Consider the following 12,530-nt stretch of genomic DNA (forward strand, 5'->3'; position numbering starts at 1 on the left):
AGTTTAAAACTCCACTTGCCCGATATATCAAGAAAACTTGGAGGATATCGAGAATTTTTGCAATATATCATGAAAAATTTCAGGATATCAAGAAATCTAAAAATATATCAATAATTTTCAAGTTTTATCGAGAAAAATGGAATTATATCAAGAAATAGCCTCCTTCTCAGCCTACAACAGCTAGGCTTTCACCCATACAAACCCTGCCGCATAGGCTAAATGGAATCGCAATTGTAAGATAACCTACCATGGAAAGGGTGTTAGATCTTGGCGGGGAAAATTTTAAACTATTATGCTGGTGGAAATACAGCGCGTGGATTTTATAGTCTTTATGAATCAAACATAGAAGGGTTGGACCGCATTTTTATCCTCAAAGGCGGACCAGGGACAGGGAAATCGTCACTGATCAAAAAGATAGGGAAAGTCTGGAACGAAAAAGGGTATGATATTGAACTGCTTCATTGTTCATCCGATACAAAGTCGGTGGACGGGGTGGTCATCCGAGCGCTTGGCATTGGGATTGTTGATGGTACGGCACCACATGTCATTGAACCGAAAGCGCCGGGGGCAGTGGAGGAATACGTCAACCTGGGCGAGGCGTGGGATTCAAAACTTCTTGCCGAACAGAAAGCGGAAATACAACACTTAGCAACCAAAAAGAAAGAAGCCTTCCAGACGGCTTACCAAACTTTTGCGAGAGCCCTGAAAATACATGATGATTGGGAAAGATATTATATTCATAATATGAACTTTGAGGCTGCAAATAAGCTGACACAGGATCTTGTGGAGCAATTGTTCCAAGGTAAGACATTAGATAAAAAAGCTGATGTAAGGCATCGCTTCCTCGGTGCGGCAACGCCTGCGGGAGCAAAGGACTTCGTGCCAAACCTTACAGAAGGCCTGACTCATCGTTATTTTATAAAAGGACGTCCGGGTTCAGGGAAATCCACTATGTTGAAGAAGCTCGCTAAAGCTTCCGAAGAGAAAGGCTTTGATGTGGAGGTCTATCATTGTGGGTTTGATCCATACAGTTTAGATATGATTATCTGCAGAGAACTTGGTTTCGCTATTTTTGACAGCACTGCTCCACATGAATATTTTCCGGAACGCGAAGGAGATTCTATTGTGGATATGTATGATATTACCATTCGTGCAGGCACAGATGAACGGTATGAAAGGGAAATAGCTCTTGTAAAAGAACGTTATACAGAATCCATGCAGGAGGCCATTGGGAAATTGGCAGAAGCCAAAAGCTGGCACGGAAAATTAGAAGAAATCTATGTAAAAGCTATGGATTATGGTGTGGTGGATGAGTGGACCAAACGAATTCAAGCAGAAATAGAAGCCATAGCAGATACAAAATAACTGTACTAAAAAAGGTGAACAGCACCTATATGCTGTTCACCTTTTTACATTTTCCCAGGAAATACGTCAAAACTCGACTATATTTCCACGGTTACTTCTACCCCATAGTGGTCGGAGACAACTTCTCTGTTTCTTCCGTTGAAAACAACATTAGAAGATGTGACCTTAACAGGGGAGCTTGCCAGAATTAAATCAATCCGCAAGTCCTGCTTGTTCTTATCCCAACCAGCTATACTACCTTCCACCGTCACACCTGAATCTTTTTCAGATGCAAGAAGGTACGTATCGTGCAGACCAACAGTCAAAGTCAAATAATCATAGCCTTCTCCTTCAATATGGGCACTATTATTAAAGTCTCCCATTAGAAAATAAGGCACTGTTCCCTTGACCTGCGCGAGTAATTGTTCCATCTGATACTTACCCGGCTCCTCTTTATCATCCCACCAACCTAGGTGGCATGTGTAAAAGGACATCTCCTCACCATGCACTTCAACGGTCACACCGACAATTTTACGTGTTTTCCAAAAGTTAGCGTCCGTACTTTTTGATACAAAGAAGGAATGTGTCTTTTTGATAGGGTGTCGAGTTAAGATGGCAAGTCCTTCCTCGTAGGTGTCATACCCCATGTGGGCGAAGTCCCAGACTAACTCGTAGTCTGAAACCCCAATTTTCTCAAGCTCTTGCTGTAAAACAAGGCCGAAGTTGTTTTGTTTGATGTTGCCTGTTACCACTTCGGCATCGATGCTTTGACTAACCTCTTGAAGAGCGATGACATCGTATGCTTGTTCCTTAATGGCTTTCGCGATATGCTGTATCTTTTCCATTTGGTTCTCTTCCTGCCAAGAGTGGCAGTTTAAGGTTAGTAAATTCATCGTTTATTACGCTCCCAACAAGTCTTGAATATCAGATTTGATTACATCAGCTTTTGGTCCGTAGATTGCTTGTACGCCGCGGTCTTTCACAATCAGTCCAAGCGCACCTTTTTCTTTCCATGCAGCTTCATTTGCAACTTTTTCTCTATCTTTTACTGTCACACGAAGACGAGTCATACATGCATCCACGTCTTCAATATTCTGTGCTCCACCAAGCAATTCGATGATTGCAGGTGCCAAGGAATCCGCTTGTACACTTGCAGCTGCACCGTTACCAGCGCCTTCTTCTTGTTCAATATAGTTACCGTTACGACCCGGAGTAGGGAAGTTAAATTTCTTGATCATAAAGTTCGCTACCGCAAAGTTCAATCCGAAGAATACTAGACATGCAATCACAAAGTTTACTAGATCCAACCATAAGCCAGCTTTTACAATCATTGGTGTACGAGTCAACAACTCAATAACTCCGAACGCATGAACACGAATATCAATGATATCAACAATGGCGAAAGCAAGTCCTGTCATAATTGCATAAATTACATATAACACAGGAGCGGCAAACATAAACATGAATTCGATTGGCTCTGTAACACCAGTCAAGAATACCGCAAGACCTGCAGAGAAGAACATAGACTTATATTTTTTACGCTTATCTTTATCTACATTGCGATACATCGCATACGCAATACCGATCAATGCCGCACAAGAAAGGATCATTTGTCCTACTTTGAAGCGAGCAGGTACCACTTCACGTAGAAGCGCTTCATAAGATTCTGTGTCACCAGCTGCCAGGAAATTGTTCAAATCAGCAATCCAAGCCAACCATAATGGATCTTGACCTGCCACAACGGAACCAGCGCTGCCGCCAGTAAGAATCGTATAAGTTCCACCAAGTGAGGTGTAGTTCATTGGTACCGTTAACATATGATGCAAGCCGAACGGCAACAATAGACGCTCAAGTGCACCGAAAATGAAAGGAGCAATGATAGGTGCGCTGTCTCTAGATGAAGCGATCCATACACCAAAATCATTTAACAATCCTTGAATGAACGGCCAAACAACACTTAGCGCAATACCTGCGATAACAGAACCACCGATTACTACGAAAGGTACGAAACGCTTTCCGTTAAAGAAGGATAAAGAATCAGGTAATTTACTATAGTTATAAAACTTATTGAAAAGGTTAGCACCAAGGAAACCAGCAATGATACCAACGAATACTCCCATGTTTAATGCAGGAGCACCCAATACAGTTGTAAAATAGTCACCTACAATAAGTTCTTGTCCAAAAAGAGTGGTGAAAGTAGCTTCAGGGTCTGCCACCATAGCGTTGTTAACCCCAAAGATTGCACCAGTGATACGGTTAATTAGAACGAATGCAATCAATGCTGCAAAAGCACCGCCTGCACGTTCTTTCGCCCATGATCCACCAATGGCAACTGCGAATAATACATGTAGGTTGGTGATGATTCCCCAACCGATATCCTCCATCACTCTTGCAATCGTTTGCACAAGAGCGATGTCTCCGCCAGTCATGCCAACCAACTTACCAAGAGAAATCATAATACCAGCAGCAGGCATAACTGCAACCACTACCAGCAAAGCTTTACCGAATTTCTGCCAGAAATCAAAAGACAAAAAGTTCTTCATTTTTACAGCCTTCTTTCCATTATTGTTTCTATTTTTTGTTGAAAACGAATTCATTTTAGTGCGAATTAGTGCACGTGTAGTGCAACCGTTTGCATTTTCCTATTGTATGGCATGATGAGGAACAATGCAAGTAGAAAATATTATTTTAATAGTTTTTTAACAAAGTATATTAAAATGTAAGAAAATTAATTATACATAGAAGAATCCAACTTTTGGTGGAAGTATATACAGCTTGAGTGAAAACGGGTACACTATTCCCGTAATGCCAGATGAAAAGGAGATTTGAAATGAAAAAGTGGACTTTCTCTATGATACTTGTTTTAGTGATTGTGCTATCTGCGTGCACAGAAGAATCAAATAATATGGACACAGCCGATTCAGAAAAGGTTCCTGCTGATCAAAGTGGGGAAACGGTAACTGTCCTTATGAATATACAAATGGAAATGATTCAGACCATTCGCAAGCATCTTGAGCCTGTAACATCTTATGAAATGTCAGAGGGTGCAGGGGATCTTGAGGCGGCTGTAGAGTCTAGCAACCTCATTGCGAACGAACTTCGTGGAATTGAGATACCAGAAAATCTTGATAAGGATCTTCAGGTTGATATGAAGGATTCCATTGAATTATTAGCCTTATATTTCGAAGAACGTGCTGCAGCCATGTCAGAAGGTTCAGATGGTGAAGAAGTGACAGCTGCATTGGAGAGTTTCCATCAAAAAATAGGAGAAACGTTTGAAGCAGCAGGCTTGCACGCTCCTAATTTTGAAAAGGATGTACAATAATAGTTTTTGAGCGAGACGCCTTCCAGGTTTTTTGGGGGCGTTTTTTTGGTATAAGCGGAGCCATTGGGAAGTGGGTGGGTGTGTAGACGATGAAGACAGTTTTGACGTGATTTTTGAGTCGAGATTGTCTTCATAAAGTGGATGAAGACAATCTTGAGTGTTTTTCATGCTCCAAGATGTCTTCATATGGTGAATGAAGACATTTCTGACCGATCTTTATCCCCAAAAGTGTCTTCATCTCCGCCCGTCCCATGCAAGACCTCCCAAAAACCAACCAATCATTAAATCCCCAACCATCTAATAAGCTAATAATACAACAAGAGTATTTAGCCATCCGAAAGACTTGTCCATTCCCAAGTTTCATGATAGGATTAGTATAGATAACGTTAATTGAATAGTTAGTTTTCTTATCAAGAGAGGTGGAGGGACTGGCCCTGTGAAGCCCGGCAACCATACAGTACAGACAACTGTACAGGTGCCAATTCCAGCAAGACAAACGATCTTGGAAGATAAGTGGATGTGACGGGCTTGTACTCAAACTTCTTCTTATCGAAGGAGTTTTTTGTTTGTCTACATAAACAAACATCGAAGGGGGAAGTGTGAGATGAAGTTTGGGTTTTGGTTGCCGATTTTCGGCGGTTGGTTGCGAAATGTGGAGGACGAACAGATGCCTCCTACTTTTGAATATGCAAAAAAGGTAATCCAACAGGCGGAACAGCTTGGCTTTGATACGACTTTGATTGCGGAGCTTTTTTTAAATGATATTAAAGGACCGAAAGAGGACACACTAGAAGCCTGGTCGACTGCGGCAGCACTTGCAGCAGTAACAGAAAAAATAGAAATTATGACAGCAATCAGGCCTGGTTTTCACAACCCTGCCATTGCAGCAAAAGCAACGGCAAACATCGATCATATCAGCAACGGCCGCTTCACGCTCAATGTCGTCTCGGCGTGGTGGGAAGAGGAGGCTCGTCAGTATGGCGGAATTTTCACCGAGCATGATGAACGCTATGAACGTACTAAAGAGTTCATTGATGTCCTCAAAGGCTTATGGACAGAAGACTCTTTTAGCTATGAAGGAAAATACTATCAGCTAAAAGAAACAAACCTCTACCCAAAACCGGTGCAACGTCCAAATCCCATCCTTTATGCAGGCGGCGAGAGTCCGAAGGGAAAGGAAGTGATCTCCACTCATTGTGATGCCTATGTGATGCACGGCGGTACAGTGGAGGAAGTGGCGGCAAAAATCAACGATATGAAAGAAAAGAGAGGCGAGACATCCAATCCTCCTTTTCAATCCTTTGGGATGGCTGCCTATGTCATTTGTAGAGATACAGAAGAGGAAGCCCAAGCGGAACTTGCCCGGATTACCGCTGTAAAAGAATCCGACGCGTATGCTGGATTTAAAGACTTCACAAGCAAATCACAGCTTGAGCAACAAATACAATTGCAGGACTACTCTGTATCAAATAGAGGATTGCGGCCAAATCTAGTCGGCACGCCAGATCAGATTGCTACTAGAATAAAAGAATTCGAGAATGCAGGGGTGGACTTATTGCTATTGCAGTTCTCTCCGCAGCTCGAAGAAATGGAGCGTTTCGCCAATAAGGTGATGCCGCTTGTTAATCCGAGGGCAAAAGAGCTTGCCCAATCATAAAACCTAGCAGAGAATACACTAACATATATGCATAAAATGGAGGCAAACATCGTGGGAAAAATCTATATTATTCATGAAAATAAAGAGTGGACGACACATTTGACTACCAGATTGGAAGAGTTGGATTTGCCATATGAGGAATGGCACTTAGACGAAGGAGTGGTTCCTTTGACCGAAGAACCACCTGAAGGCGTATTTTACAACAGAATGAGCGCCTCTTCCCACACAAGGGATCATCGATTTGCACCAGAGTTAACAGGGGCTGTACTCTCATGGTTGGAATACCATGGTCGAAGAGTGCTGAATGGAAGTCGTGCCCTTCAGCTGGAATTAAGCAAGGTCAATCAGTATACTGCCCTTGAAAAAGCTGGAGTAAAGACACCGAAAACCATTGCGGCTGTAGGGAAAGAACATATACTGCAAGCAGCTAAACGAATAGGATCTGACTCCTTCATCACCAAACATAATCGAGCAGGCAAAGGGCTTGGAGTACAGCTATTCCATTCGACGGCCTCGCTTGAAGAATACTTGTATGGACCTGATTTTGAAGAGCCTGTAGATGGAATAACGCTGATCCAAGAATACATTCAGGCACCTGAACCTTTTATTACACGTTGTGAATTTATCGGTAGAAAGTTCATGTACGCGGTTCAGGTTGATACATCAGAAGGCTTTGAGTTGTGCCCGGCCGATGCCTGCCAAATCGGGGACCTATTTTGCCCGGTAGGCGAAGAAGTGGAGGAAAAGCCAAAATTCCGTATCGTAGAGGGCTTTACCGACCCAATCATTCAAAAATATGAAAAGTTCCTGCAAGAAAATGAGATCCAGGTAGCAGGCATTGAATTTATTCGCAACAGTCAAGGTGAAATCTACACTTATGACGTCAACACCAACACCAATTATAACCCAGACGCAGAAAAAGCAGCCGGCAAATACGGCATGTTGGAGCTTGCAAAACTACTAGGAAAAGAGCTAGAGCGTGAAACAGAAGAACTCAAAGTTTACTAGGTTGTTTTTGTTAAGTAAATGGAATGATTAAGTTTTTAAGAACAAGTGGATTGGAGCGGAAGGCACTCGACTCCGGCGGGAGGTAGCGGTAGGTTGAGACCCCGCAGGCTTTCCGAGGAGGCTCAAGCATCGCCGAGTGCCTGCAGCGAAAAGGAACGGCAATAGTAAATGCATGAATCGAAAAAAGCTATCCATAAGTCCTCCTAACAAAGGGACCCTGCGGATAGCTTTTTATATTCCACTATTAAAAGAAAAACACATGCGCCATTAGCGCAATAACCGGTAACGTAATCAACGTACGTAAAAGGTAAATCACAAACATCTCCCAAAGTGACACAGGTACTTTAGATCCTAAGATCACGCCACCCACCTCAGATAGATAAATAAGCTGTGTGACAGAGACTGCTGCAACTACAAAACGAGTTAATTCACTCTGTATATCTGAGGCTAAAAGTGCTGGCAGGAACATGTCCGCAAAACCAACAATAAGTGATTCGGACGCTTTCGCTGCATCTGGAATTTGTAACAATTCTAACAACGGTATGAATGGCATGCCTAGGTATACGAACAGATCTGTGTTTTCAGCAAGGATCAAGGCAATAGTACCGAATGCCATAACAATTGGTGCTACTCCCATCCACATATCAAGGACATTTTTTCCGCCGTCACGGAAGAACTTACCAGCACTCTTGTTTTTAGAAGCGCGCTCTACCGCTTGGGTGTATCCCCATTTTAACGGTGAATAGCCTGAAGGTATTAATTCTTTTTCGTCTTGTTCCTCCCCGTTATAATAGGTATCCGCTTTTCTGGATAAAGGAGGGATGCGTGGCATGATGATGGCAGCAACAAATCCTGCCACCGCGATGGTTATATAAAATGGGATGAACATGCTGCCAAGTCCAACCTGTGTAATAACGACAAGACTAAATGTAATGGAAACGATAGAGAAGGTAGTGGCAATAACAGCTGCTTCCCTTTTCGTATAATAACCGTCTTCATACTGTTTACTTGTTAATAGTACTCCAATCGTTCCATCACCAAGCCATGAAGCTAAGGCATCGATGGAAGAACGTCCAGGAAGTTTGAATAAAGGACGCATGATTTTCGTCAAGAGTGCGCCAAACAACTCCAATAGTCCAAAGTTTAATAATAATGGCAAGAATAATCCGGCAAAAAGGAAGACGGTAAATAGTACTGGTAAAAGGTCATATAAAATAACAGAACCTGTTACGTCACTCCATACAGCCTCAGGTCCAAGTTCAAATAAGGTCATGATGGCCAATACCATCGCAAGAACCCTTACGACCGTCCAAAATACAGATACATTTAATAAAGTATTAAAAAATCCTTGCTCTTTTGTAAAAGCGGGTTTTGCAAGTTTTGTCACTACCGTTGCGATGGCAGTGATGGTAATGACCCCTGTCATAATGGCAGGGATGCTATCCCCTAAAAGGTCTCCTAATAACCCAGCAAGAATGGCGATTGGAATCGTTAATTCGTCATTGTACATGACAGGAAACATGAATAATAATATTCCGATAATAGAAGGAATAATGAATTTTAATTTATCTGCTGTTCTGAAAGATGAATGGTTTTTCAATATAATAATCTCCTTATGCGTAAATATGCAACGTTAGTTATTTTAATACATTTTTCGAACTTTTCAAAGGTAGTTATTGGAATTATGTACGTTCCTTCATTTTTTATTTCCCCAAATCAATTGCATAAAAACATGTTTCAGCCAAATCAATTAGCAAAATCCAGTATTTCTAAATCTTTATTTTTCCTAAGATCAATAAAGTGATCATCGACCTTGATGATCGGTAGATGAGGTTCATCTGAATGAATGAAAATGATTTCCGCAAGCTTCCCATTATTAAGAACCACTTCTTCGCGCAGATGATTAGAAAGAATATACCGGACGAACGGATAGACGATGGCCGGATTCAATCTATTGTAATTTGCCTCTTGAATAAGAATTTTAGTTGTGGTGAAAATATTTTGCTTAGGTCGATAGCTTCTTTCGGATGACAGGGCATCATACATATCTGCAACAGATAGAATCTGAACAAAATAAGGAATCTTAGAATGCTTGATTCCTGTCGGGTAACCACTTCCATCGAGACGTTCATGATGGAGCAGGGCACCTTGCAAGATATGTGGATCAATTGTCCGGTTCTTTTTAAGCAAATCATATCCGTATGTTGTATGTTTTTGTATTTCCATCCACTCTTTCTCGGTAAGGCGACCTGGCTTTTGCAAAATATTCTTGTCGATAAGCAGCTTTCCGACATCATGGAACATCCCCATTTGACCGAGTAAGCTGATACTGCTTTTTTCCAGCCCTTGCAGCTTTCCAATTAAAGAAGAATAGATTCCGACATTCAAACTATGGGTATAGGTGTAATTGTCATAGCTTTTTACTTGCTCTATGTAACGGGTGAAAACCGGATCGTCCACGAGTTTATCTATGAGTGGAGTCAACATACCTTGGATTTCATCTATTGGAGGGAGTTGTTCCCCTTCAAGATTGGCAAATATGGATTGAAAAGTATGGATGCTCGTTTCATACATATTTTTGACATGCTGAAAATACTCTCTTGATAGATGATGGGGCTCATCCAAAATAAAGGCCTGGTCGAAATAGTAGGCATGCTTTTGAAGACTTTCCACATGATTTGCATTCAGGACCGTCCCTTTTCTTAACAAAAGATTTCCCGACAAAGAGTAAATATCATTTTTTAGAATTTTACCAATATGATTGGAGGAAATTTTCATAGAGTTCAACCTCACCTGATTGCGTTAATACCTTTATTATAAGGGATTTTACGTATATAAGACAGGATAAATTATACTTTTCAAAATTTTTAGCAAAATATTTTTGCAGTATAATGTTTGTAATACGAAGAGAGATTAACTAGGATAGGGTATATACAATATATCATTTACATATAAGAGGGTGAATTCACTTGGTAAAATGTATTGCCATAGATATGGACGGAACATTATTAAATAATAACCATGTAGTTAGTGAAGAGAATGCAGATGCAATTAAGCTTGCTAGAATAAATGGAGTGGAAGTGGTTATTGCCACAGGTAGAGCATACTCCGAAGCCAAAGATGTCTTGGCAGAGGCAGGTATACACACTCCGATTATCTGCGTAAATGGAGCAGAGGCCCGCACGCCTGAAGGAGAAGTTGTATCAACAAACCCGATTGCGGTTAGCCTTGGTAGAGAGCTAGCACGAATTTTGGACAAACATGATATCTACTTTGAGATCTATACTCAGAACGGTACATACTCTAAAGATTACGATAAGGCGATTGCCACCATTATGGACGTTTTCATGTCAGCGAGTAACGATAACGACTACGATAAAGTCTTAAAGGCGGCACAAGAAAGAATGGAAGACGGCAATGTGAAAATGGTCGACAGTTTTGAACCCATTTTACAAGATGAGTCAAAAGTTATTTACAAGCTTCTTGCATTCTCCATGGATAAAGAGAACCTTGAGGCGGCACGTTCTGAATTGTTGGAGCTTGGCACGGTTGCCGTTAGTTCTTCTGGTAAAGACAACTTGGAGATCACTAGTGTAGACGCTCAGAAAGGAATTGCGCTGACTACGTTCACCTCTGAACGAGGAATTTCAATGGAAGACACGATGGCCATTGGGGACAATTACAATGACGTGTCGATGTTTGAGCGTGTCGGTCGGGCAGTTGCGATGGAAAATGCCCCGGATGGTGTGAAGGAAAAAGCGCATATGGTGACAGATACGAATGTAAATAGCGGTGTGGCTAAAGCGATAATTGAGGCAATGGCGAAGAGTGAGGTTTGATAACAACGCGGTGGAATTGGACCGGGTAGCTGCTTGTGGGCTGCCCGGTCCGCCTTATTTATGGGAGATATCAAGAAATTTAGGGTTATATCAAGAATTTTTGAGATATATCAAGAAATTTGAAATTATATCGAGAATTTTTAAGGATATATCAAGAATTTTCAGGTTATATCAAGAAGTCGACACGAAAAGCGACAAATTGACTCTCCGTTGGCCCAAGCCCCTACTACTAAACTCACAGATTAAGATACCATAATATCCCACAAATCTAACATTGAGACTCCTGCTTCCAATCCCTTATAATAGACTAGTTGCAACAAAAATTTTGACTTCAAAAATAAATGGTTTATATAGATATAAGGGGGGCTGCTGTCATGAAGTTTCGTGCTTCTGCCGTGCAATATCCATTGCACACAATCTCAAGCTTTGATGAGTTTGCAAATCAAGTTATTCATTATGTGAAAACCGCCGCTGAATTTGACGCGGATTTTGTTCTTTTTCCAGAGTTCTTAACGACTCAGCTAATCTCTTTCCCGGTGGATGGAAGAGAGCAAACGATTCATGATCTGCCAAAATACACCGAACACTACCAACAGCTGTTCAGCGGAATTGCCATCCAGACTGGCATGCATATCATCGGCGGCACACACATCATCGAAAAAGAAGGCAAACTTTACAATGCAGCCCACCTCTTTTACCCGGACGGCCGTATTGCGACACAAGCGAAATTGCATTTAACACCAACAGAAGTGTATGAGTGGGGACTGACACCTGGTGAAGACTTGCAAATCTTCCATACCGATTTTGGCACCATTTCGATGCTGACATGCTATGATATTGAATTTCCAGAAGCGGTAAGGCTTGTGAAGGCCATGGGTGCGGATGTAGTATTCTGTCCTTCTTGTACAGATGACCGTCACGGGTTCCACCGTGTCAGATATTCTTGCCACGCGCGCACAATAGAAAATCAAATCTATGTGGTGACAACAGGAACGATTGGTTCGCTTCCTACTGTCGATTTCATGCGAGGTAACTTTGGACAAGCAGCGATCATTTCACCAAACGATGTCCCGTTTCCTCCTCGCGGTATTGTGGCAGAGGGAGAGCTAAACACAGATATGATCATCACAGGCGACTTAGACTTAACTCTTTTACACAAAGTAAGAGAAGCAGGTTCTGTCACCACCTGGAGAGATCGCCGTAACGACCTGTACCCGGACTGGGAAAAGCTAGTCAAAGGCACCCTCACGTATTAATTGACAAACAGGCAAATCTGTCATAACTTAATAACATAATAGCTCCGTTAAAGAGGAATATATAGTTGTTGGTTTGAGCATAGGGCTCAAGCACCGCCCCG

General features: G+C 41.8%; 10 protein-coding genes and 1 riboswitch. Of the genes, 6 read left to right on the forward strand and 4 right to left on the reverse strand.

Translation table 11 applies throughout. The annotated features are described in order from the left end of the window. Nucleotides 1–267 precede the first annotated feature (267 nt). Complete coding sequence (locus FZC76_RS04765) at nucleotides 268–1,365, forward strand: PRK06851 family protein (protein WP_148987129.1); 1,098 nt, start codon at nucleotides 268–270, stop codon at nucleotides 1,363–1,365. Between the two features lie 77 nt (nucleotides 1,366–1,442). On the opposite strand, the gene FZC76_RS04770 is transcribed toward FZC76_RS04765, so the two are convergent. Next, nucleotides 1,443–2,237, reverse strand: coding sequence for an endonuclease/exonuclease/phosphatase family protein (locus tag FZC76_RS04770; RefSeq protein ID WP_148987130.1), 795 nt, complete (start codon nucleotides 2,235–2,237; stop codon nucleotides 1,443–1,445). A 6-nt stretch (nucleotides 2,238–2,243) separates the two neighbouring features. Continuing rightward, complete coding sequence (locus FZC76_RS04775; protein ID WP_148987131.1) at nucleotides 2,244–3,887, reverse strand: PTS transporter subunit IIBC; 1,644 nt, start codon at nucleotides 3,885–3,887, stop codon at nucleotides 2,244–2,246. 287 nt (nucleotides 3,888–4,174) lie between these two features. On the opposite strand from FZC76_RS04775, the gene FZC76_RS04780 reads away from it, so the two are divergent. The 3 genes from FZC76_RS04780 to FZC76_RS04790 all read left to right on the forward strand — a co-directional run bounded on the left by FZC76_RS04780 (nucleotide 4,175) and on the right by FZC76_RS04790 (nucleotide 7,334). Further along, entirely contained in the window at nucleotides 4,175–4,669 is a 495-nt protein-coding gene (locus FZC76_RS04780) for a hypothetical protein (RefSeq protein ID WP_148987132.1), read from the forward strand. 404 nt (nucleotides 4,670–5,073) lie between these two features. Further along, nucleotides 5,074–5,185: riboswitch (SAM riboswitch) on the forward strand. Between the two features lie 88 nt (nucleotides 5,186–5,273). Further along, nucleotides 5,274–6,326: an LLM class flavin-dependent oxidoreductase gene (locus FZC76_RS04785; RefSeq protein ID WP_148987133.1), complete on the forward strand. Its 1,053-nt coding sequence runs from the start codon at nucleotides 5,274–5,276 to the stop codon at nucleotides 6,324–6,326. A gap of 51 nt (nucleotides 6,327–6,377) precedes the next feature. Further along, nucleotides 6,378–7,334: an ATP-grasp domain-containing protein gene (locus tag FZC76_RS04790; protein ID WP_148987134.1), complete on the forward strand. Its 957-nt coding sequence runs from the start codon at nucleotides 6,378–6,380 to the stop codon at nucleotides 7,332–7,334. A gap of 244 nt (nucleotides 7,335–7,578) precedes the next feature. Here FZC76_RS04790 and FZC76_RS04795 read toward each other — a convergent pair whose 3' ends face one another. Together FZC76_RS04795 and FZC76_RS04800 are read right to left on the reverse strand one after the other, a co-directional pair. Beyond that, entirely contained in the window at nucleotides 7,579–8,934 is a 1,356-nt protein-coding gene (locus tag FZC76_RS04795) for a YjiH family protein (RefSeq protein ID WP_148987135.1), read from the reverse strand. A gap of 146 nt (nucleotides 8,935–9,080) precedes the next feature. Further along, on the reverse strand, nucleotides 9,081–10,112 hold the full coding sequence (locus FZC76_RS04800; protein ID WP_148987136.1) for an HD-GYP domain-containing protein: 1,032 nt from the start codon (nucleotides 10,110–10,112) through the stop codon (nucleotides 9,081–9,083). A 191-nt stretch (nucleotides 10,113–10,303) separates the two neighbouring features. On the opposite strand from FZC76_RS04800, the gene FZC76_RS04805 reads away from it, so the two are divergent. Together FZC76_RS04805 and FZC76_RS04810 are read left to right on the forward strand one after the other, a co-directional pair. After that, the gene (locus FZC76_RS04805; protein ID WP_148987137.1) at nucleotides 10,304–11,173 is read left to right on the forward strand and encodes a Cof-type HAD-IIB family hydrolase; all 870 of its coding nucleotides are present in this window, start codon (nucleotides 10,304–10,306) and stop codon (nucleotides 11,171–11,173) included. Nucleotides 11,174–11,547: 374 nt separating this feature from the next. Beyond that, nucleotides 11,548–12,429, forward strand: a complete 882-nt coding sequence (locus tag FZC76_RS04810) for a carbon-nitrogen hydrolase family protein (protein WP_148987138.1) — start codon at nucleotides 11,548–11,550, stop codon at nucleotides 12,427–12,429. Nucleotides 12,430–12,530: the final 101 nt, after the last annotated feature.

The sequence above is a fragment of the Sutcliffiella horikoshii genome (assembly GCF_008180725.1).
Lineage (GTDB): Bacteria > Bacillota > Bacilli > Bacillales > Bacillaceae_I > Sutcliffiella_A > Sutcliffiella_A horikoshii_B.

Excerpts from the sequence above, each read along its gene's own strand:
- FZC76_RS04770 (WP_148987130.1), bottom strand. The coding sequence starts at position 2,237 with ATGAATTTACTAACCTTAAACTGCCACTCTTGGCAGGAAGAGAACCAA.
- FZC76_RS04775 (WP_148987131.1), bottom strand. The coding sequence starts at position 3,887 with ATGAAGAACTTTTTGTCTTTTGATTTCTGGCAGAAATTCGGTAAAGCT.
- FZC76_RS04780 (WP_148987132.1), top strand. The coding sequence starts at position 4,175 with ATGAAAAAGTGGACTTTCTCTATGATACTTGTTTTAGTGATTGTGCTA.
- FZC76_RS04785 (WP_148987133.1), top strand. The coding sequence starts at position 5,274 with ATGAAGTTTGGGTTTTGGTTGCCGATTTTCGGCGGTTGGTTGCGAAAT.
- FZC76_RS04800 (WP_148987136.1), bottom strand. The coding sequence starts at position 10,112 with ATGAAAATTTCCTCCAATCATATTGGTAAAATTCTAAAAAATGATATT.
- FZC76_RS04810 (WP_148987138.1), top strand. The coding sequence starts at position 11,548 with ATGAAGTTTCGTGCTTCTGCCGTGCAATATCCATTGCACACAATCTCA.